The 20512-nt window shown below is 63.7% G+C and carries 27 protein-coding genes; 26 read left to right on the plus strand and 1 reads right to left on the minus strand.

Annotated features, from left to right (window positions below; genetic code table 11):
* Nucleotides 1-109 precede the first annotated feature (109 nt).
* From recQ to rpsJ, 6 genes are all read left to right on the plus strand, one after another.
* A complete protein-coding gene (gene recQ / locus AC3WRR_RS29195; protein ID WP_010810461.1) occupies nucleotides 110-1957 on the plus strand; it encodes a DNA helicase RecQ in 1848 nt (615 codons plus the stop codon).
* Between the two features lie 347 nt (nucleotides 1958-2304).
* A complete protein-coding gene (rpsL, locus tag AC3WRR_RS29200; RefSeq protein WP_010810460.1) occupies nucleotides 2305-2682 on the plus strand; it encodes a 30S ribosomal protein S12 in 378 nt (125 codons plus the stop codon).
* Nucleotides 2683-2907: 225 nt separating this feature from the next.
* Complete coding sequence (gene rpsG, locus AC3WRR_RS29205) at nucleotides 2908-3378, plus strand: 30S ribosomal protein S7 (protein WP_010810459.1); 471 nt, start codon at nucleotides 2908-2910, stop codon at nucleotides 3376-3378.
* A gap of 117 nt (nucleotides 3379-3495) precedes the next feature.
* Nucleotides 3496-5604, plus strand: a complete 2109-nt coding sequence (fusA, locus tag AC3WRR_RS29210; protein ID WP_010810458.1) for an elongation factor G — start codon at nucleotides 3496-3498, stop codon at nucleotides 5602-5604.
* A gap of 78 nt (nucleotides 5605-5682) precedes the next feature.
* Nucleotides 5683-6873, plus strand: a complete 1191-nt coding sequence (gene tuf / locus AC3WRR_RS29215) for an elongation factor Tu (protein ID WP_010810470.1) — start codon at nucleotides 5683-5685, stop codon at nucleotides 6871-6873.
* 78 nt (nucleotides 6874-6951) lie between these two features.
* Nucleotides 6952-7260, plus strand: a complete 309-nt coding sequence (gene rpsJ / locus AC3WRR_RS29220) for a 30S ribosomal protein S10 (RefSeq protein ID WP_006160488.1) — start codon at nucleotides 6952-6954, stop codon at nucleotides 7258-7260.
* Between the two features lie 193 nt (nucleotides 7261-7453).
* Here the strand turns inward: rpsJ and AC3WRR_RS29225 are convergent, their stop codons facing one another.
* Nucleotides 7454-8455, minus strand: coding sequence for an AraC family transcriptional regulator (locus AC3WRR_RS29225; protein ID WP_010812402.1), 1002 nt, complete (start codon nucleotides 8453-8455; stop codon nucleotides 7454-7456).
* A 289-nt stretch (nucleotides 8456-8744) separates the two neighbouring features.
* Here AC3WRR_RS29225 and AC3WRR_RS29230 point away from each other — a divergent pair, with 289 nt between their 5' ends.
* The 20 genes from AC3WRR_RS29230 to rplF all read left to right on the plus strand — a co-directional run bounded on the left by AC3WRR_RS29230 (nucleotide 8745) and on the right by rplF (nucleotide 20512).
* On the plus strand, nucleotides 8745-9974 hold the full coding sequence (locus AC3WRR_RS29230) for a dienelactone hydrolase family protein (protein ID WP_439668337.1): 1230 nt from the start codon (nucleotides 8745-8747) through the stop codon (nucleotides 9972-9974).
* An 85-nt stretch (nucleotides 9975-10059) separates the two neighbouring features.
* Nucleotides 10060-10848, plus strand: a complete 789-nt coding sequence (locus AC3WRR_RS29235; protein ID WP_439668336.1) for an SDR family oxidoreductase — start codon at nucleotides 10060-10062, stop codon at nucleotides 10846-10848.
* A 33-nt stretch (nucleotides 10849-10881) separates the two neighbouring features.
* Nucleotides 10882-12123 (plus strand): styrene monooxygenase/indole monooxygenase family protein, encoded by a 1242-nt coding sequence (locus AC3WRR_RS29240; protein WP_010812399.1) that lies wholly within the window; start codon nucleotides 10882-10884, stop codon nucleotides 12121-12123.
* 1 nt (nucleotide 12124) lies between these two features.
* On the plus strand, nucleotides 12125-12625 hold the full coding sequence (locus tag AC3WRR_RS29245; protein ID WP_011616161.1) for a flavin reductase family protein: 501 nt from the start codon (nucleotides 12125-12127) through the stop codon (nucleotides 12623-12625).
* A gap of 299 nt (nucleotides 12626-12924) precedes the next feature.
* A complete protein-coding gene (gene rplC, locus AC3WRR_RS29250) occupies nucleotides 12925-13575 on the plus strand; it encodes a 50S ribosomal protein L3 (protein ID WP_010812397.1) in 651 nt (216 codons plus the stop codon).
* A gap of 12 nt (nucleotides 13576-13587) precedes the next feature.
* The gene (gene rplD / locus AC3WRR_RS29255; protein WP_010812396.1) at nucleotides 13588-14208 is read left to right on the plus strand and encodes a 50S ribosomal protein L4; all 621 of its coding nucleotides are present in this window, start codon (nucleotides 13588-13590) and stop codon (nucleotides 14206-14208) included.
* Nucleotides 14205-14519 (plus strand): 50S ribosomal protein L23, encoded by a 315-nt coding sequence (gene rplW / locus AC3WRR_RS29260; RefSeq protein ID WP_006576245.1) that lies wholly within the window; start codon nucleotides 14205-14207, stop codon nucleotides 14517-14519. Before rplD ends, rplW begins: the two co-directional genes overlap by 4 nt.
* A 2-nt stretch (nucleotides 14520-14521) precedes the next feature.
* On the plus strand, nucleotides 14522-15352 hold the full coding sequence (rplB, locus tag AC3WRR_RS29265) for a 50S ribosomal protein L2 (RefSeq protein ID WP_010812395.1): 831 nt from the start codon (nucleotides 14522-14524) through the stop codon (nucleotides 15350-15352).
* Nucleotides 15353-15374: 22 nt separating this feature from the next.
* A complete protein-coding gene (rpsS, locus tag AC3WRR_RS29270; RefSeq protein WP_010812394.1) occupies nucleotides 15375-15650 on the plus strand; it encodes a 30S ribosomal protein S19 in 276 nt (91 codons plus the stop codon).
* Between the two features lie 9 nt (nucleotides 15651-15659).
* Nucleotides 15660-15989: a 50S ribosomal protein L22 gene (gene rplV, locus AC3WRR_RS29275; RefSeq protein WP_010812393.1), complete on the plus strand. Its 330-nt coding sequence runs from the start codon at nucleotides 15660-15662 to the stop codon at nucleotides 15987-15989.
* Between the two features lie 9 nt (nucleotides 15990-15998).
* Nucleotides 15999-16796 carry a 30S ribosomal protein S3 gene (gene rpsC, locus AC3WRR_RS29280; protein ID WP_010812392.1) on the plus strand — a complete coding sequence of 266 codons (798 nt, stop codon included), beginning with the start codon at nucleotides 15999-16001 and terminating at the stop codon, nucleotides 16794-16796.
* A gap of 2 nt (nucleotides 16797-16798) precedes the next feature.
* The gene (rplP, locus tag AC3WRR_RS29285) at nucleotides 16799-17215 is read left to right on the plus strand and encodes a 50S ribosomal protein L16 (protein WP_010812391.1); all 417 of its coding nucleotides are present in this window, start codon (nucleotides 16799-16801) and stop codon (nucleotides 17213-17215) included.
* Nucleotides 17216-17226: 11 nt separating this feature from the next.
* On the plus strand, nucleotides 17227-17421 hold the full coding sequence (rpmC, locus tag AC3WRR_RS29290) for a 50S ribosomal protein L29 (RefSeq protein ID WP_010812390.1): 195 nt from the start codon (nucleotides 17227-17229) through the stop codon (nucleotides 17419-17421).
* Nucleotides 17418-17696 (plus strand): 30S ribosomal protein S17, encoded by a 279-nt coding sequence (gene rpsQ, locus AC3WRR_RS29295; protein WP_010812389.1) that lies wholly within the window; start codon nucleotides 17418-17420, stop codon nucleotides 17694-17696. The genes rpmC and rpsQ overlap by 4 nt, the downstream gene beginning before the upstream one ends.
* A 279-nt stretch (nucleotides 17697-17975) precedes the next feature.
* Nucleotides 17976-18344, plus strand: coding sequence for a 50S ribosomal protein L14 (rplN, locus tag AC3WRR_RS29300; RefSeq protein ID WP_010812388.1), 369 nt, complete (start codon nucleotides 17976-17978; stop codon nucleotides 18342-18344).
* 9 nt (nucleotides 18345-18353) lie between these two features.
* Complete coding sequence (gene rplX / locus AC3WRR_RS29305; RefSeq protein ID WP_010812387.1) at nucleotides 18354-18662, plus strand: 50S ribosomal protein L24; 309 nt, start codon at nucleotides 18354-18356, stop codon at nucleotides 18660-18662.
* A 25-nt stretch (nucleotides 18663-18687) separates the two neighbouring features.
* The gene (gene rplE, locus AC3WRR_RS29310) at nucleotides 18688-19230 is read left to right on the plus strand and encodes a 50S ribosomal protein L5 (protein ID WP_010812386.1); all 543 of its coding nucleotides are present in this window, start codon (nucleotides 18688-18690) and stop codon (nucleotides 19228-19230) included.
* Nucleotides 19231-19239: 9 nt separating this feature from the next.
* A complete protein-coding gene (gene rpsN / locus AC3WRR_RS29315; RefSeq protein ID WP_010812385.1) occupies nucleotides 19240-19545 on the plus strand; it encodes a 30S ribosomal protein S14 in 306 nt (101 codons plus the stop codon).
* 27 nt (nucleotides 19546-19572) lie between these two features.
* Nucleotides 19573-19968 (plus strand): 30S ribosomal protein S8, encoded by a 396-nt coding sequence (rpsH, locus tag AC3WRR_RS29320; protein ID WP_010812384.1) that lies wholly within the window; start codon nucleotides 19573-19575, stop codon nucleotides 19966-19968.
* A 10-nt stretch (nucleotides 19969-19978) separates the two neighbouring features.
* On the plus strand, nucleotides 19979-20512 hold the full coding sequence (gene rplF / locus AC3WRR_RS29325; protein ID WP_010812383.1) for a 50S ribosomal protein L6: 534 nt from the start codon (nucleotides 19979-19981) through the stop codon (nucleotides 20510-20512).

Raw genomic sequence — 20512 nt, forward strand, 5'->3', positions numbered from 1 at the left:
GCAGCCGGCCCTGTCGTGAGAATGTTCGGACTGTTAGCCCGGCGGGCACGGAAGCGGCCCCCTTAGTGGTATGGTTACGGCTTTTCCGGCTTCAGCAATTCCGTTGTCTATGTCGCACGCGCTGGCGATCCTCAAAGATGTGTTCGGCTACCACGCCTTCCGTGGGCGCCAGGCCGAGATCATCGACCACGTTGCGACGGGCGGCGACTGCCTGGTGCTGATGCCGACCGGCGGCGGCAAGTCGCTGTGCTACCAGATCCCGGCGCTGCTGCGCCAGCGTGCCGGCGACGGCGTCGGCATCGTGGTGTCGCCGCTGATCGCGCTGATGCAGGACCAGGTCGCGGCACTGACTGAAGCCGGCGTGCGCGCCGCAGTGCTCAATTCGACGCTGACCGGAGCCGAGGCCTCGGCGGTCGAGCGCGACCTGCTGGCCGGGCGCATCGAGATCCTCTACGTGGCGCCGGAGCGGCTGATGACGCCACGCTTCCAGGACTTGCTCGAGCGCATTCGGGTCGGGCTCTTTGCCATCGACGAAGCGCACTGCGTGTCGCAGTGGGGCCACGACTTCCGCCCCGAGTACATCCAGTTGTCGGTGCTGCACGAGCGCTTCCCGTATGTGCCGCGCATCGCGCTGACGGCAACGGCCGACGCACTCACGCGCAACGAGATCATCGAGCGGCTGGCGCTGGACAACGCCCGCGTCTTCATCTCTAGCTTCGACCGGCCCAATATCCGCTACCGCATCGTCGAGAAGGACAATGCGCGCCAGCAGCTGCTGGCCTTCATCAAGGCCGAGCACACCGCGGCCGACGGCACCCATGACAGCGGCATCGTCTATTGCCTGTCACGCAAGAAGGTGGAGGACACGGCGCAGTGGCTGAGCGGACAGGGCATCAATGCGCTGGGCTACCACGCCGGCATGGATGCCCAGGTGCGCCAGCACCACCAGGCCCGCTTCCGCGAGGAAGAAGGGCTGGTGATGGTGGCGACGATCGCCTTCGGCATGGGTATCGACAAGCCCGACGTGCGCTTTGTCGCCCACCTGGACCTGCCCAAGAGCATGGAAGGCTACTACCAGGAAACCGGGCGCGCCGGCCGCGACGGCCTGCCGGCCAATGCCTGGATGGCCTACGGCCTGGGCGACGTGGTGCAGCAGAAGCGCATGATCGACGAGTCCGAGGCGGACGACGCCTTCAAGCGCGTGTCGTCGTCCAAGCTCGATGCGCTGCTGGGCCTGTGCGAGACCGCAGGCTGCCGGCGCGTGCGCATCCTGGCGTATTTCAATGAGGCCAGCGAACCCTGCGGCAACTGCGACACCTGTCTGGAGCCGCCGGCCACCTGGGATGGCACGCGCGAGGCGCAGATGGCGCTGTCCTGCGTGTACCGCACCGCGCAGGCGAGCCGGGTTCACTTCGGCGCCACCCACCTGATCGACGTGCTGCGCGGCAACAGCTCGGAGAAGATCCGCCAGTGGGGGCACGACAAGGTGTCCACCTTCGGCATCGGCAAGGACCGCTCGGTGCATGAATGGCATACGGTGTTCCGCCAGCTGATCGCCCAGGGTCTGCTGACCATCGACCATGGCGGGCATGGCGCGCTGCTGCTGGGCGAGGACGCGCGCGCGGTGCTCAAGGGCGAGCGCCAGATCATCCTGCGCCGCCAGGCCACCAAGCCGGGCAAGTCCGGCGAGCGTGCCGCACGCGGCACCCGCACCGACCACACCGCGGACATGGACGCAGACATGCTGGCCAACTGGGAGGCGCTGCGCCGCTGGCGCACCGAGGCCGCGCGCGAGCACGGCGTGCCGGCCTATGTCATCTTCCACGATGCAACGCTGGCGGAGCTGGCCCGGACCGCGCCGGGCTCCCTGTCGGCGATGCAGGGCATTCCCGGGATCGGTGCCTCCAAACTGGAGCGCTATGGACAGTCCATCCTGGAAGCGCTCCGCGGGGTCTGACCGAGGGCAGCGTCAGCGCGTCCCGGGTCGGGTATACGGCTTGACGGTATACGATTCCCCTGCTAGGATGCCAGATTCGAGTTTTTGGCTTTGGATTTCGCTCGCCCGTCGGAGAAGTGGCCTTTAGGCCGCGGCCGGCAAGCCTTCCGGACTGGGTTCCCATGGACCGGTGGCGGCAGACGCGGGATCCGGGTGCCGGCTCGCGCTCTTTGGCATGCTGTTACCGCACAGTCCCGTCTCCAGAGCGCGTCCGCTCATCTCTCCCGCCCAAAACCCGTAGTTGCCTCTCCATTTCGGTGCATGCCGGTGCGAGGGGCGTTTTTCGTCAAACCAAGCTGGATTGAACAATGCCAACTATCAACCAACTGGTTCGCAAGCCGCGCGTCTCTGAAGTCGTCAAGAGCAAGAGCCCGGCGCTTGAGAACTGCCCCCAGCGCCGTGGCGTGTGCACCCGCGTGTACACCACGACGCCGAAGAAGCCGAACTCGGCACTGCGTAAGGTTGCCAAGGTGCGCCTGACCAACGGTTTCGAAGTGATTTCGTACATCGGCGGTGAAGGCCACAACCTGCAGGAACACTCGGTCGTGCTGATCCGCGGCGGCCGTGTGAAGGATCTGCCGGGTGTGCGTTACCACATCGTCCGTGGCTCGCTCGACCTGCAAGGCGTGAAGGACCGCAAGCAGGCTCGTTCGAAGTACGGCGCGAAGCGTCCGAAGGCAGCCTAAGCTATAGCAGCCTGGGTCGGAAAGACCCGAAGCAACAAACGATAGCCTGTGGCGCGAGTCACGGTGCTGTCACCAGGCGGCGGTACAACGGAGCGCCTTTTTGGCAACCGTGCCGTCGAGTAAGTGGTCACCCGGCGAATTTGCTGTCTATCGCATGCAAGCTAGTTGGTGGCCAGAGAGCGGGAAAAACTGACCACGCTCTCAACTGAATCTAAAGGAAAGAAGATGCCACGTCGTCGTGAAGTCCCCAAGCGGGATGTTCTGCCTGATCCGAAGTTCGGCAACGTTGAAGTTGCCAAGTTCATGAACGTGCTGATGCTGGACGGCAAGAAGTCGGTTGCCGAACGTATCGTCTATGGCGCGTTCGACCAGATCGAAAAGAAGGCAGGCAAGGCCCCCATCGAAGTGTTCTCCGTTGCCATCAACAACGTGAAGCCGGTGGTGGAAGTGAAGAGCCGTCGCGTGGGCGGCGCCAACTATCAGGTTCCGGTCGAAGTCCGTCCGTCGCGTCGTCTGGCATTGGCGATGCGTTGGCTGCGCGAGGCCGCGAAGAAACGCAGCGAGAAGTCGATGGCGCTGCGCCTGGCAGGTGAGCTGCTGGAAGCATCGGAAGGCCGTGGCGGCGCAATGAAGAAGCGTGACGAAGTGCACCGCATGGCCGAAGCCAACAAGGCGTTCTCGCATTTCCGCTTCTAAGCGCGCGATAGCGTTTGTTGGTTGCCGGGCGGGCTGTGTTTTTACACATCTCGCCCGTTTGTGTTAGGGGCGCGGGCCATGAGATGCCGGCGCCTCACGGACGAATAGAGGATTAAAGTGGCTCGTAAGACTCCCATTGAGCGCTACCGCAATATCGGTATCTCGGCTCACATTGACGCGGGTAAAACCACCACGACCGAGCGCATCCTGTTCTACACCGGTGTGAACCACAAGATCGGTGAAGTCCATGATGGCGCGGCCACCATGGACTGGATGGAGCAGGAGCAGGAGCGCGGCATCACCATCACGTCTGCTGCGACCACCGCCTTCTGGAAGGGCATGGCCGGCAACTACCCCGAGCATCGCTTCAACATCATCGACACCCCGGGACACGTGGACTTCACCATCGAGGTGGAGCGTTCCATGCGCGTGCTGGACGGCGCGTGCATGGTGTACTGCGCAGTGGGTGGCGTGCAGCCGCAGTCGGAAACCGTCTGGCGTCAGGCCAACAAGTACAAGGTGCCGCGTCTGGCGTTCGTCAACAAGATGGACCGTACCGGCGCGAACTTCTTCAAGGTCTACGACCAGCTGAAGACCCGCCTGAAGGCCAACCCGGTGCCCGTCGTGGTGCCGATCGGCGCTGAAGACGGCTTCCAGGGCGTCGTCGATCTGCTGGAAATGAAGGCGATCATTTGGGACGAAGCCAGCCAGGGCGTGAAGTTCGAATACCAGGACATCCCGGCCGAACTGCAAGCCACCGCTGACGAATGGCGCGAGAAGATGGTCGAGTCTGCCGCCGAAGCCAGCGAAGAGCTGATGGAAAAGTACCTGGGCGGCGAAGAGCTGACCCGCGCCGAGATCGTCAAGGCGCTGCGTGACCGTACCATCGCCTGCGAAATCCAGCCGATGCTGTGCGGCACCGCGTTCAAGAACAAGGGCGTGCAGCGCATGCTCGACGCCGTGATCGACTTCCTGCCGTCGCCGGTCGACATTCCGCCGGTTACGGGCACGGACGAGGACGACAGCGAGAAGAAGCTCGAGCGCAAGGCTGACGACAACGAAAAGTTCTCGGCACTGGCGTTCAAGATCATGACCGACCCGTTCGTTGGTCAGCTGATCTTCTTCCGCGTGTACTCGGGCAAGATCAATTCGGGCGACACCGTGTACAACCCGGTCAAGAGCAAGAAGGAACGCCTCGGCCGTATTCTGCAGATGCATGCCAACCAGCGCGAAGAAATCAAGGAAGTGCTGGCCGGCGACATCGCCGCTGCGGTGGGTCTGAAGGACGCCACCACGGGCGACACGCTGTGCGATCCGGCTGCACCGATCGTGCTCGAGCGCATGGTGTTCCCGGAGCCGGTGATCTCGCAGGCTGTCGAGCCGAAGACCAAGGCTGACCAGGAAAAGATGGGCATCGCCCTGAACCGCCTGGCCGCTGAAGATCCGTCGTTCCGCGTGCGTACCGATGAAGAATCGGGTCAGACCATCATTTCGGGCATGGGCGAGCTCCACCTCGAAATTCTGGTCGACCGCATGAAGCGCGAATTTGGCGTGGAAGCCAACATCGGCGCGCCGCAGGTGGCTTACCGCGAAACCATTCGCAAGACGGCTGAAGGCGTCGAGGGCAAGTTCGTCAAGCAGTCGGGCGGCCGCGGCCAGTACGGTCACGCTGTGATCACGCTGGAGCCGCAAGAGCCGGGCAAGGGCTTCGAGTTCATCGACGCCATCAAGGGCGGTGTGATTCCTCGCGAATACATCCCGGCGGTCGAAAAGGGTATCGTCGACACGCTGCCGAACGGCATCCTGGCTGGCTTCCCGGTGGTGGACGTGAAGGTCACGCTGACGTTCGGTTCGTACCACGACGTGGACTCGAACGAAAACGCGTTCCGCATGGCCGGCTCGATGGCTTTCAAGGAAGCCATGCGCAAGGCCAGCCCGGTTCTGCTCGAGCCGATGATGGCCGTGGAAGTGGAAACGCCGGAAGACTACACGGGTACCGTGATGGGCGACCTGTCGTCCCGCCGCGGCATCGTGCAGGGCATGGACGACATGGTGGGCGGCGGCAAGATCATCAAGGCCGAAGTCCCGCTGTCGGAAATGTTCGGTTATTCCACGTCGCTGCGCTCGGCCACGCAAGGCCGCGCCACGTACACCATGGAATTCAAGCACTACGCTGAAGCACCGAAGAACATCGCCGAAGCCGTGATGTCGGCCAAGGGCAAGTAATTGGAAGTTTGCCGCCGCGCCTGCCGGTGCGGCGGCGCGATGAAACAACAAGACTGCATTCCTATCAGGAGTTAAGAAATGGCAAAGGAAAAGTTCGAGCGGACCAAGCCGCACGTGAACGTTGGTACGATTGGTCACGTTGACCATGGCAAGACCACGCTGACCGCAGCGATTGCCACGGTGCTGGCAGCCAAGTTTGGCGGTGCCGCCAAGAAGTACGACGAAATCGACGCAGCGCCGGAAGAAAAGGCACGCGGTATTACCATCAATACCGCGCACGTCGAGTACGAAACGGCCAACCGCCACTACGCGCACGTTGACTGCCCGGGCCACGCTGACTATGTGAAGAACATGATCACGGGTGCCGCCCAGATGGACGGCGCGATCCTGGTTTGCTCGGCTGCTGACGGCCCGATGCCGCAAACGCGTGAGCACATCCTGCTGGCCCGCCAGGTTGGCGTGCCGTACATCATCGTGTTCCTGAACAAGTGCGACATGGTGGACGACGCTGAACTGCTCGAGCTGGTCGAGATGGAAGTTCGCGAGCTGCTGTCGAAGTACGAGTTCCCCGGCGACGACACCCCGATCATCAAGGGTTCGGCCAAGCTGGCGCTGGAAGGCGACAAGGGCGAGCTGGGCGAAGTGGCCATCATGAACCTGGCCGACGCGCTGGACACCTACATCCCGACGCCGGAGCGTGCCGTTGACGGTACCTTCCTGATGCCTGTGGAAGACGTGTTCTCGATCTCGGGTCGCGGCACCGTGGTGACCGGCCGTATCGAGCGCGGCGTGGTGAAGGTCGGCGAGGAAATCGAAATCGTCGGTATCAAGCCGACGGTGAAGACCACCTGCACCGGCGTGGAAATGTTCCGCAAGCTGCTGGACCAGGGTCAAGCCGGCGACAACGTTGGCCTGCTGCTGCGCGGCACCAAGCGTGAAGACGTCGAGCGCGGCCAGGTGCTGTGCAAGCCGGGTTCGATCAAGCCGCACACCCACTTCACCGGCGAGGTGTACATCCTGTCGAAGGACGAAGGCGGCCGTCACACCCCGTTCTTCAACAACTACCGCCCGCAGTTCTACTTCCGTACCACCGACGTGACCGGCTCGATCGAGCTGCCGAAGGACAAGGAAATGGTCATGCCGGGTGACAACGTGTCGATCACCGTCAAGCTGATCGCCCCGATCGCCATGGAAGAAGGCCTGCGCTTCGCTATCCGCGAAGGTGGCCGTACCGTCGGCGCCGGCGTCGTGGCAAAGATCCTCGACTAAGCACTTCCTGGGACATGCCTGTCGGGCATGTCCCCATTCAACGGGCACGTTGCCCAATCGCTCTTTTAAGGAAATATCATGCAGAACCAGAAGATCCGTATCCGCCTGAAGGCTTTCGACTACCGCCTGATCGACCAGTCGGCCGCCGAAATCGTGGATACCGCCAAGCGTACCGGCGCAATCGTCAAGGGCCCGGTGCCCCTGCCGACCCGCATCCAGCGCTTCGACATCCTGCGTTCGCCGCACGTCAACAAGACCAGCCGCGATCAGTTTGAGATCCGCACGCACCAGCGCCTGATGGACATCGTCGACCCGACCGACAAGACGGTTGACGCGCTGATGAAGCTCGACCTGCCGGCAGGCGTGGACGTCGAGATCAAGGTGTAATCATGCTTCGGGCCGCGCCTGCGGCCTGCTGCAGCAAAACGGCGAACCGTATGGTTCGCCGTTTTTGTTTTCAAGGCTTGCATGCAGCAGCCTTGCTCCCCGGATTGCTCCCCTGCCGCGCCAGCTACAGTTGCGCGATGAGCTGAGCGATCGCGGCGGCTGCCCGAAGCGGCAGCACTGAATTCACACAAGCCTAGCCCGCTCCGCGCCGCCGCAAGGTCTGCGCGGGGCACTCCCCGAACGCGCGCCGGTATTCCGCGCTGAACCGCCCCAGATGGGCAAAGCCCCAGCGCAGCGCGGCCGCGCTCACTGACGACACCGACGCGACGTTCAGCAGGTCGTGCCGCACGCGCTCCAGCCGCACCGTGCGCAGGTAGGCCATCGGCCCGGTGCCGCGATGCTCGCGGAAGCCGGCGAACAGGCTGCGTACGCTGACGCCGGCAACCTCGGCCAGCACGGCGGGGGTCAGCTCCGCCGCGGCGTTTGCGTGAATATATTCCTCCACCACTTTCACATGGCGCGGTGCCAGCGGCTTGCCGTGCTCGCGCAATGCATCCGACAGGCTGTGCGGCTGCGACGTCAGCAGCGTGCCGATCACCAGCTGTTCCAGCTGGCAGGCGGTCAGCGGATGGCGTGCGGTCTCGGGCGCGGTCGCCAGCATCGCGGCGAGATAGCGCATCAGCTCATACCACGCGCCGCTGCGCCAGGCCATGCCGAGCGCAAAGCGCAGCGGCCGCTCGGACCGCCGGCCCAGATGGGCCGCGCAGATGCGTTCCAGCGCACTGCGTTCGATGCGCACGATCAACTGGTCGTTGTCGGCGCTCCAGCGCATGGCCAGCGCATCGCTGGGCGTCAGCACCGAAGCGCAGTCGGGCGTGGAAACGATGTGCTGGTCGCCGCAGCGGATCTCGGCCTGTCCTTGCAGCGGCATCTGCACCAGCAGGAAGTCGCCGAGCGGGCCGGGGTCGATGGTGACGTCGGCGCCGTAGGCGAGGCGATTGAACGAGACCGCGCCAAGCGGCGCATGATGCATGCGTGCTTGCAAGCGGGTGCCGCGTATCTCGAGCCGGTGCGGCTTGAACACGCGCCCGACGGCGGCGCGCGTCTCGGCCAGGTCGGTCGAGGCGAACACGCACCGGGCGGGATCGCCGAGCAGGGCGCTCGCCAGCGGTCCGGCGGCGGGGGGCAGCTGCATTGTCTCGCTCCTCTGGCGGGGCCGCGGCGCTGCCGGTGACCGTGCGCGCCGCTGATTCCGGGGCCGGCCCGGCATGACGGCCGGGGCACGGTTTCCCACGCGATCCACTATAGCGGATGGCCTCGCCGTCTGCGCTGCGGCGTTGACCGAGCCCGAAGTTTCCTGCACTAATCGGATAGCCGCTGCGCCCAGCGGCTAGTTTGCTGCGGTGCGGAGCCACCATTATGGAAGCCAGCACGGCAGTCCCACCAGACACCGGAAAGAGAAAGAACGACAAGGAGCGCAGGCCATGGGCCAGACCATCCAGATCCAGACCCCCGAAGGCAGTTTCAGCGGTTATCTCGCCACCCCGGCGGCAGGCAAGGGCCCGGGCATCGTGTTGTGCCAGGAGATCTTCGGCGTCAACGCGACCATGCGGCAGGTGGCGGACTACTACGCCGAGGAGGGCTATACGGTGCTGGTGCCCGACCTGTTCTGGCGCATCGCGCCCGGGATCGAGCTGACCGACCGCGGCGAGGACTTCCAGCGGGCGCTGGGCCTGTACCAGCAGTTCGACGAAGCCGCGGGCGTGCAGGATGTGGGCGCCGCGCTTGAAGCGCTGCGTGCGCGGCCGGAATGCGTCGGCCAGACCGGCGTGCTGGGCTTCTGCCTGGGCGGCAAGCTGGCCTACCTGGCGGCCTGCCGGCTGCCCGACGTGGCCTGTGCGGTGGCGTACTACGGCGTGGGCATCGAGCACGCGCTGGGCGAAGCCGCCAACGTGCGCGGCCGCCTGGTGCTGCATATCGCCGAGAAAGACGGATTCTGCCCGCCGCAGGCGCAGGCTGCGATCCGCGCGGCCCTGGCTGGGCGCGAGAACATCGAGGTCTACGTCTACGCCGGCGTCGACCATGCCTTTGCCCGCACCGGTGGCGAGCACTTCGACAAGCCCTCGGCGCTGATGGCGCACCAGCGCTCGATCGCGGCGCAGCGCGGTGAAATGGGTCCGCACTACGATTTCTCCGCGCTGTGGGACAAGCACTGCGAATACGAATTTGCCACCCGCGATGTCGACGCCACCATGGCGACGATGGTGCCGCAGCCCTATGTGAACCATATCCCGACCATGACCGGCGGGGTCGGCTACGCGCAGCTGCGGCGTTTCTACCAGCATCATTTCGTGCACAGCAATCCGCCCGACACCACGCTGATCCCGCTGTCGCGCACGGTCGGGGCCACGCAGATCGTCGACGAGATGCTGTTCTGCTTCACGCATAGCTGCGAGATCGACTGGATGCTGCCCGGCGTGCCGCCCACCGGCAAGCGCGTGGAGATCCCGCTGATCGCCATCGTCAAGTTCCGCGGCGACAAGCTGTACCACGAGCATATCTACTGGGACCAGGCCAGCGTGCTGGTGCAGATCGGCAAGCTGGACCCGGCGGGTCTGCCGGTCGCGGGCGTGGAGACCGCGCGCAAGTTGCTGGACGAGACCCTGCCGTCGAACACACTGATGGCGCGCTGGCAGCAGAGCGAAGGCAAGTAGGCTGCGCCCGCCGCATCGATCCGGAACGGGCCCGCAGAGGCCCGCCCGCAACCATCGCCGGCTGTTGCCGGCACAGGAGACAAGCATGAAAGGACTGCAGGGCAAGGTGGCCATTGTCACCGGCGGCGCCACGCTGATCGGCGCCGGCGTGGCGCGGGCCTTTGTCGAGGCCGGCGCGCGCGTGGCGATCTTCGACATCGATGCCGCCAACGGCGAGCGCGTGGCCGCGCAGCTGGGGGCGAACGCGCTCTTCATCGCCACCGACATCACGCGTGACGAGCAGGTTCGCGATGCCGTGGCGCAGGTGGTGCAGCGCTTTGGCGGCGTGGACTGCCTGGTCAACCTGGCCTGCACCTATCTCGATGACGGCTTCCGCTCGAATCGTGCCGACTGGCTGGCGGCGCTCGACGTCAACGTGGTGTCGGGCGTGATGCTGGCGCAGGCGGTGCACCCGCATATGCGGACGCGCGGCGGCGGTGCGATCGTCAATTTCACCAGCATCTCTGCCAACGTGGCGCAGACCGGGCGCTGGCTCTACCCGGTGTCGAAAGCCGCCATCGCGCAGCTGACGCGCAGCATGGCGATGGACCTGGCGCCGGACCGCATCCGCGTCAACGCGGTGTCGCCGGGCTGGACCTGGTGCCGGCTGATGGACGAGGTCAGCGGCGGCAACCGTGCCCGCACCGATGCGGTGGCCGCGCCGTTCCACCTGCTGGGCCGCGTCGGCGAGCCCGACGAGGTGGCCCAGGTGGTGCTCTTCCTCTGTTCCGACCATGCCAGCTTCGTCACCGGTGCCGACTATGCCGTCGACGGCGGCTATTCCGCCATGGGGCCGGAGCAGAACGTGCCCGCCATCGGCAAGCTGGCCGGCTGAACGCCGCCGAACGATCCTTCAGGAGAAAACGTCATGAGCCAACGCATCGCCATCGTCGGAGCCGGCCAGTCGGGCCTGCAAATGGCCCTCGGGCTGCAAGCCAACGGCTACCGGGTCACGCTGCTGTCCAACCGGACCCCCGAGCAGATCCGCGGCGGGAAAGTCATGTCCAGCCAGTGCATGTTCGACCGCGCGCTGCAGGCCGAGCGCGAGCTCGGGCTGAACTGGTGGGACGATGCCTGCCCGCCGGTGGAGGGCATCGGCCTGGCCGTGCCGCATCCCGAGCAGGCCGGTGCCCGCGCGATCGACTGGGCCGCGCCGCTGGACCGCCCGGCACAGGCGGTGGACCAGCGCCTGAAGATGCCCGCGTGGATGGAGGCCTTCGTTGCACGCGGCGGCGACCTGCGCATCGCCGATGTCGGCCTGGATGAACTGGAGGACCTGACCCGCGAGCATGACCTGGTGCTGCTGGCCGCCGGCAAGGGCGAGATCGTCAGCCGCTTCGAGCGCGATGCCTCCCGTAGTCCGTTCGACAAACCGCAGCGCGCGCTGGCGCTGACTTATGTGACCGGCATGCAGCCGCGCACGCCGTTCTCGCGGGTTTGCTTCAACCTGATCCCGGGCGTGGGTGAATACTTCGTCTTCCCCGCGCTGACGCTGTCGGGGCCGTGCGAGATCATGGTGTTCGAGGGCATCCCGGGCGGCCCGATGGACCGTTGGGCCGAGGCGCGCACGCCGGCGCAGCACCTGGCGGAAAGCCAGCGCATCCTGCAGACCTACCTGCCATGGGAGGCCGAGCGCTGTGAGCGGGTCGCGCTGACCGACGACAACGGCATCCTTGCCGGACGCTTCGCGCCAACGGTGCGCAAGCCGGTGCTGACGCTGCCGTCCGGGCGGCTGGTGTTCGGCATGGCCGATGCCGTGGTGGTCAACGACCCGATCACGGGGCAGGGTTCGAACAACGCCGCCAAATGCTGCAAGGTCTATCTCGATGCGATCCTGGCACGCGGCGACCAGCCCTTCGACCAGGACTGGATGGAGCGCACCTTCGACCAGTACTGGCAGTACGCGGGCGACGTGGTGGCGTGGACCAACTCGCTGCTGACCCCGCCGCCGCCGCATATCCTGGCGCTGCTGGGCGCCGCGGGGCAGGCGCCGGCACTGGCCGCGCGCATCGCCAACGGTTTCGACAATCCGCCGGACTATTTCCCGTGGTGGCTGGATCCACAGGCTTGCCACCAGCTGATCAACCAGTACGTCGCCGAGGCCGCCTGACATGCACGCCGCCACGCCCGCCACTTCCGTCCATGATCCCCGCGAACTGCGCCGGGTTTGCGGCCGCTATGCCACCGGCGTGGCCGTCATCGGCGCCTGCGGGGCGCAGGGCCGGCCCGTCGGCTTGACGGTGAACTCGTTTGCCTCGCTGTCGCTGGCGCCGCCGCTGATCCTGTGGAGCCTGGCGCTGCACTCGCCGAATGCGGGCCTGTTCGTGCCCGGCGCGCCTTTCGGCGTCAGCATCCTGCGCGCCGGCCATGGCGAACTGGCGCGCCGCTTCGCCACGCCGGTGGCGGACAAGTTCGCGGGCGTCGCCCACGGGCGCTGCGAGCGCGGCGTGCCCTACCTGGACGAAGCACTAGCGACCCTGGCCTGCCGCGTGGAGCGGGCCGACCCGGTAGGCGATCATCTGCTGATCGTCGGCGCCGTCGAGGCATACGAGGCAGGGGAGGGCGAACCGCTGGTATTCTATGGCGGCGATTTCGTGCGCCTCGCCGCCTGAGCAACCATCCCCCGGATGCGCTTCACGGCACTTCAACTACCGCCCGTCGCCTCCACACCACACCCCAAGTCACGCAAGCGCCACTACTGCGGCACGCCTGCCTACAACCCTGCAGGCGAATCCGCAATTCATATTGCCCTTTCCAAACCGCTGCGATATAGTGTAAGGCTACCCGTTTCCTCGGGTAGTGGGCTGGCCACTTTGGCCGCGCGCAGTCTTCTTTAGCGCAAGCCCACAGCAAACACAGTTTTCGTGTATCAATCAGCCCCGGCCAATCGCAGCTGGGAATGGAGCAAACCATGAGCCTTGGCCTTGTAGGTCGCAAGGTTGGCATGACCCGTATTTTCACGGACGACGGTGAAGCAATTCCCGTTACCGTGGTCGAGGTCGGCGACAACCGCGTGACGCAAATCAAGACGGACGAGACCGACGGTTATACCGCGGTTCAAGTCACCTTCGGCGCACGACGCGCAAGCCGCGTTACCAAGCCGCTGGCGGGTCATCTCGCCAAAGCCGGCGTGGAAGCCGGCGAAATCATCCGCGAATTCCGTATCGATGCAGCCAAGGCTGCCGAACTGCAAGCTGGCGGTTCGCTGTCGGTCGACCTGTTCGAAGTCGGTCAGAAGATCGACGTGCAGGGCGTGACCATCGGTAAGGGCTACGCCGGTACCATCAAGCGCTATCACTTCGCCTCCGGCCGTGCCACCCACGGTAACTCGCGCTCGCACAACGTGCCGGGCTCGATCGGTATGGCGCAGGATCCGGGCCGCGTGTTCCCGGGCAAGCGCATGACCGGTCACCTGGGCGATGTCACCCGCACCGTGCAGAACCTGGAAATCGCCAAGATCGACGCAGAGCGCAAGCTGCTGCTGGTCAAGGGCGCCATCCCCGGCTCCAAGAACGGCAAGGTCATCGTTACCCCGGCCGTCAAGGCCAAAGCCAAAGCTTAAGGAGCGCATGTAATGGAACTCAAGCTCCTCCAGGACAATGGCCAGATCGGCGCGGGCGTTGACGCTTCGCCCGAAGTGTTCGGCCGTGACTACAACGAAGCCCTCGTTCACCAGATCGTCGTCGCTTACCAGGCCAACGCTCGCAGCGGTAACCGTAAGCAGAAGGATCGTGAAGAGGTCAAGCACACGACCAAGAAGCCGTGGCGCCAGAAGGGTACGGGCCGTGCTCGTGCCGGTATGTCTTCCTCGCCGCTGTGGCGCGGGGGCGGCCGTATCTTCCCGAATTCGCCGGAAGAGAACTTCACCCAGAAGGTCAACAAGAAGATGTTCCGTGCCGGCATGCGCTCGATTTACTCGCAGCTCGCACGTGAAGGTCGTATCAACGTGGTGGACGGTTTCACTGTCGACGCGCCCAAGACCAAGCTCTTGGCCGACAAGTTCAAGGCCATGGGCCTGGACTCGGTGCTGATCATCACCGACAGCCTCGACGAAAACCTCTACCTGGCTTCGCGCAACCTGCCGCACGTGGCAGTTGTCGAGCCGCGCCAGGCTGATCCGCTGTCGCTCGTGCACTACAAGAAGGTGCTGGTGACCAAGGCAGCCGTCGCGCAGATCGAGGAGTTGCTGAAATGACGCAAGTAGCCAAGAACGATCATCGTTTGATGCAGGTGCTGCTCGCGCCGGTGGTTTCCGAAAAGGCAACCCTGGTCGCCGACAAGAATGAACAGGTCGTGTTCGAAGTGGCCCGCGATGCCAACAAGGCAGAAGTGAAGGCCGCCGTCGAACTGCTGTTCAAGGTCGAGGTGCAGTCCGTTCAGATCCTGAACCAGAAGGGCAAGCAGAAGCGTTTTGGCCGTTTCATGGGGCGTCGCAACCACGTGAAGAAGGCCTACGTTTCGCTGAAGCCGGGTCAGGAAATCAATTTTGAAGCGGAGGCCAAGTAATCATGGCACTCGTCAAGACCAAGCCGACTTCCCCGGGTCGTCGCTCGATGGTGAAGGTGGTCAACAAGGACCTTCACAAGGGCGCCCCGCACGCTCCGCTGCTGGAAAAGCAATTCCAGAAGTCGGGCCGTAACAACAACGGTCATATCACCACCCGCCACAAGGGCGGTGGTCATAAGCACCACTACCGCGTGGTCGACTTCAAGCGCAACGACAAGGACGGCATCCCCGCCCGCGTCGAGCGCCTGGAATACGATCCGAACCGCAGCGCCAATATCGCGCTGGTGCTGTTCGCCGACGGCGAGCGCCGCTACATCATCGCCACCAAGGGCATGGTTGCCGGCCAACCGCTGATGAACGGCTCGGAAGCGCCGATCAAGGCCGGTAACAACTTGCCGATCCGCAACATTCCGGTCGGTACCACGATCAACAACGTGGAAATGCTGCCTGGCAAGGGTTCGCAGATCGCACGTGCCGCCGGCGGTTCCGCCGTGCTGCTGGCTCGTGAAGGCCTGTACGCCCAGGTTCGCCTGCGCTCCGGTGAAGTGCGCCGCGTGCACATCGAGTGCCGCGCCACCATCGGTGAAGTGGGCAACGAAGAGCACAGCCTGCGCGTCATCGGCAAGGCCGGTGCGACCCGCTGGCGCGGTATCCGCCCGACGGTCCGTGGTGTCGTGATGAACCCGGTCGACCACCCGCACGGTGGTGGTGAAGGCAAGACCGCTGCTGGTCGCGATCCGGTTTCGCCGTGGGGTACCCCGGCCAAGGGTTACCGTACCCGCAGCAACAAGCGCACGGACAGCATGATCGTCCAGAAGCGCCACAAGCGTTAATCGGTAGGTAGGAGCTAAAGATATGACTCGTTCCGCTAAAAAGGGTCCGTTCTGCGACGCCCACCTGCTGAAGAAGGTGGAAGTCGCATCGAGCGGCAAGGACAAGAAGCCCATCAAGACTTGGTCGCGTCGCTCGACCATTCTGCCGGAGTTCATTGGCCTGACGATCGCCGTTCACAACGGCCGTCAACACGTGCCGGTGTACGTTACGGAAAACATGGTTGGCCACAAGCTCGGTGAATTTGCGATTACCCGCACGTTCAAGGGCCACGCGGCTGACAAGAAAGCGAAGAGGTAAGGTGCCATCATGGAAGTGAAAGCGATTCATCGCGGTGCCCGCATCTCCGCCCAGAAGACGCGCCTGGTCGCTGACCAGATCCGTGGTCTGCCGATCGAGCGCGCGCTCAATGTCCTGACGTTCAGCCCGAAAAAGGCTGCCGGGATCGTGAAGAAGGTGGTCGAATCGGCCATCGCCAACGCTGAGCACAACGAAGGCGCCGACATCGACGAACTGAAGGTCAAATCGATCTTCGTCGACAAGGCAACCTCGCTCAAGCGCTTCACCGCACGGGCGAAGGGCCGCGGCAACCGCATCGAGAAACAAACCTGTCACATCACTGTGACGCTCGGCAACTAAGGAGTCACGATGGGACAGAAGATTCATCCGACTGGCTTCCGCCTGGCTGTCAGCCGTAACTGGGCTTCGCGCTGGTACGCCAGCAACACGAAGTTCGCCGGCATGCTGAAGGAAGACATTGAAGTTCGAGACTTCCTGAAGAAGAAGCTGAAGAACGCATCGGTTGGCCGCGTCGTGATCGAGCGCCCCGCCCGCAATGCACGCATCACCATTTACAGCTCGCGTCCGGGCGTGGTGATCGGCAAGAAGGGTGAGGACATCGAACTGCTCAAGGCTGAACTGCAGCGTCGCATGGGCGTGCCCGTGCACGTGAACATCGAGGAAATCCGCAAGCCGGAAACCGATGCTCAGCTGATCGCCGATTCGATCACCCAGCAGCTCGAGCGCCGCATCATGTTCCGCCGCGCCATGAAGCGCGCCATGCAGAACGCGATGCGCCTGGGCGCCCAGGGTATCAAGATCATGAGCGCCGGCCGTCTGAACGGTATCGAAATCGCACGTACCGAGTGGTACCGCGAAGGCCGTGTGCCCCTGCACACCCTGCGCGCCGACATCGACTACGGCTTCTCCGAAGCAGAAACCACCTACGGCATCATCGGTGTCAAGGTGTGGGTCTACAAGGGTGATCACCTCGGCCGCAACGACGCGCCGGTGGTGGAAGAGCCGCAGGACGACCGTCGTCGTCGCCCGGGTCGTCCGGAAGGCCGCCGCCGTGAAGGCGAAGGCCGTCCGGGTGGCAACCGCCGCGGCGGTGCCGGTGCCGGTCGCCGCGCTGCGCCTGGCGCAGATGCGAAGAGTGGAGAATAACGATGCTGCAACCTAAGCGCAGAAAATACCGCAAGGAGCAGAAAGGCCGCAACACGGGTAAGGCTACCCGTGGTAACGCCGTGTCTTTCGGCGAATTCGGCCTGAAGGCCATGGGCCGTGGCCGCCTGACCGCTCGTCAGATCGAGTCGGCACGTCGTGCGATGACCCGCCACATCAAGCGTGGCGGCCGCATCTGGATCCGGATTTTCCCGGACAAGCCGATCTCGAAGAAGCCTGCCGAAGTCCGTATGGGTAACGGTAAGGGCAATCCGGAGTACTACGTGGCTGAAATCCAGCCGGGTAAGATGCTGTACGAAATGGATGGCGTGAGCGAAGACCTGGCACGTGAGGCGTTCCGCCTCGCGGCCGCCAAGCTGCCGATCGCCACCAATTTCGTGGTGCGCCAGGTCGGGACGTAAGGAGAGCAGGGATGAAAGCATCCGAACTTCGCGGCAAGGACGCCGCCGGGCTGAACCAGGAGCTCTCCGAGCTGCTGAAGGCCCAATTTAGCCTGCGCATGCAAAAGGCGACCCAACAGCTGCAGAACACCAGCCAGCTGAAGAAGGTTCGCAAGGACATCGCGCGTGTGCAAACCGTGCTGACTCAAAAGGCAAACGCGAAATGACTGAAGCTGCACAAACGGAAAAGTCGCTTCGCCGTACCCTGGTCGGCCGTGTCGTGAGCGACAAGATGGACAAGACCGTTACGGTCTTGGTGGAAAACCGCGTCAAGCATCCTCTGTACGGCAAGTACGTGCTGCGTTCGAAGAAGTACCACGCACACGACGAAGCCAACCAGTACAAGGAAGGCGACAAGGTCGAGATCCAGGAAGGCCGTCCGCTGTCGCGGACCAAGTCCTGGGTGGTTTCCCGGCTGGTAGAGGCTGCACGCGTCATCTAAGAACAACACGTTCTTAGCTTGACTTGCAAGTCCAGGATTATGTAGCTATAATCCTGGACTTCCGCTTTGTTGCGTTCGCCTTTGCATTACCACCCGGGCGGGCCTGTGAAGCGAGCCAGGACCGAGCGCCCTCAACAAATAGTTGAGATCGCGTGGTTCCTACCGACTTCAAAGTTGATCAACCCATACGGAGCTGGCGCAATGCCGGAGCCGACGGGACCAAGACTGACCGATGGGCGCTTTTTGCACCTGACGGATTAAGTTGGGAAGACAAACACCATGATTCAGACAGAAAGCCGGCTCGAAGTAGCCGATAACACTGGTGCGCGCGAAGTGCTGTGCATCAAGGTGCTGGGTGGCTCCAAGCGCCGCTACGCAAGCGTTGGCGACATCATCAAGGTGACCGTCAAGGACGCAGCGCCGCGCGGTCGCGTGAAGAAGGGCGACATCTACAACGCCGTCGTCGTGCGTACCGCCAAGGGCGTGCGCCGCGCTGACGGTTCGCTGATCAAGTTCGACGGCAACGCCGCCGTCCTGCTGAACAACAAGCTCGAGCCGATCGGCACCCGTATCTTCGGGCCGGTGACTCGTGAACTCCGTACCGAGCGCTTCATGAAGATCGTGTCGCTCGCTCCGGAAGTGCTGTAAGGAGCCGCCATGAACAAGATTCGCAAAGGCGACGAAGTCATTGTGCTGACCGGCAAGGACAAGGGCAAGCGCGGTACCGTGCAAGCCGTCCTGGGCGACAAGGTTGCGGTGCAAGGCGTGAACATCGCCAAGAAGCATGCCCGCCCGAACCCGATGCTGGGCACTACCGGTGGTGTGGTCGACAAGGTCATGCCGCTGCATATTTCCAACGTTGCGCTCGTGGATGCCAATGGCAAGCCGTCGCGCGTCGGCATCAAGGTGGAAGACGGCAAGCGCGTGCGCGTGCTGAAGACCACCGGCGCCGTCGTGGCAGCTTGATTCTGGGCACGTATAGGAGTTGAGCATGGCAGCACGTCTGCAAGAGTTTTACAAAGAACAGGTTGTGCCGAAGCTGATCGAACAGTTCGGCTACAAGTCGGTCATGGAAGTGCCGCGCATCACCAAGATCACCCTGAACATGGGTCTTGGCGAAGCCATCAATGACAAGAAGATCATTGAGAACGCCGTCGGCGACCTGACCAAGATCGCCGGTCAGAAGCCGGTCGTGACGAAGGCCAAGAAGGCTATCGCCGGCTTCAAGATCCGTCAGGGCTACCCCATCGGTGCGATGGTGACCCTGCGCGGCGAGCGCATGTTCGAATTCCTCGATCGTTTCGTTACCGTGGCCCTGCCGCGCGTGCGTGACTTCCGTGGTGTGTCGGGCCGGTCGTTCGACGGTCGTGGCAACTACAACATCGGTGTGAAAGAGCAGATCATTTTCCCCGAAATCGAGTACGACAAGATCGACGCACTGCGTGGTCTGAACATCAGCATCACGACGACGGCAAAGAACGACGAGGAAGCCAAGGCACTCCTCGGTGCGTTCAAGTTCCCGTTCCGCAATTAAGGGGTAACCGTGGCTAAACTGGCTCTGATTGAACGTGAGAAGAAGCGCGCCAAGCTGGTGGCGAAGTATGCCGCCAAGCGCGCCAACCTCAAGGCCATTATCGATGACCAAGAGAAGTCGGAAGAAGAGCGTTACAGCGCGCGTCTCGAGCTGCAACAGCTCCCGCGCAACGCGAACCCGACTCGCCAGCGTAACCGCTGCGCGATCACCGGTCGTCCCCGCGGTACCTTCCGCAAGTTTGGCCTGGCGCGTAACAAGATCCGCGAAATCGCCTTCAAGGGCGAAATCCCGGGTCTGACGAAAGCCAGCTGGTAATTACGCACAGGCTACAGGAGAAACAGTATGAGCATGAGCGATCCTATCGCCGATATGCTGACGCGCATCCGCAACGCCCAGGGCGTGCAGAAAGCGTCGGTTGTCATGCCGTCGTCGAAGCTGAAAGTGGCAATCGCCAAGGTCCTGAAGGACGAAGGCTACATCGACGACTACGCCGTCCAGGAAGATGGCGGCAAGGCACAACTGAGCATCGGTCTCAAGTACTACGCCGGCCGTCCGGTCATCGAGCGCATTGAGCGCGTCTCGAAGCCCGGCCTGCGCGTGTACAAGGGCCGCAGCGACATCCCGCAAGTGATGAACGGCCTGGGTGTGGCGATCATTTCGACCCCGCAGGGTCTGATGACCGACCGCAAGGCTCGCGCCACTGGCGTGGGCGGCGAAGTTCTCTGCTACGTCGCTTAAGGAGAGAACCATGTCCCGTGTAGGTAAGGCTCCCATCGCGCTCCCCAAGGGCGCGGAAGTGAACGTGGCGGCTGGCGTGCTCTCCGTAAAGGGCCCGCTCGGTACGCTGTCGCAGCCGATTCACAGCCTGGTCAAGGTCAATGTCGAGAACGACACGCTGACCTTCAGCCCGGCTGACGAATCGCGTGAAGCAAACGCTCTGCAGGGCACCATGCGTGCTCTGGTGGCCAACATGGTCAAGGGCGTAACCACCGGTTTCGAGCGCAAGCTGAACCTCGTCGGCGTGGGCTATCGTGCCCAGCTGCAAGGCGCTGCGCTGAAGCTCCAGCTTGGTTTCTCGCACGACGTGATCCATGAGATGCCGGAAGGCGTGAAGGCGGAAACGCCGACGCAGACCGAGATCATCATCAAGGGTGCGGACAAGCAGAAAGTCGGTCAGGTTGCCGCGGAAGTCCGCGCGTACCGCCCGCCTGAGCCCTACAAGGGCAAGGGTGTGCGTTACTCGGACGAGCGCGTCATCCTGAAGGAAACCAAGAAGAAGTAA

Source organism: Cupriavidus sp. FW305-3-2-15-C-LB2 (assembly GCF_058787575.1).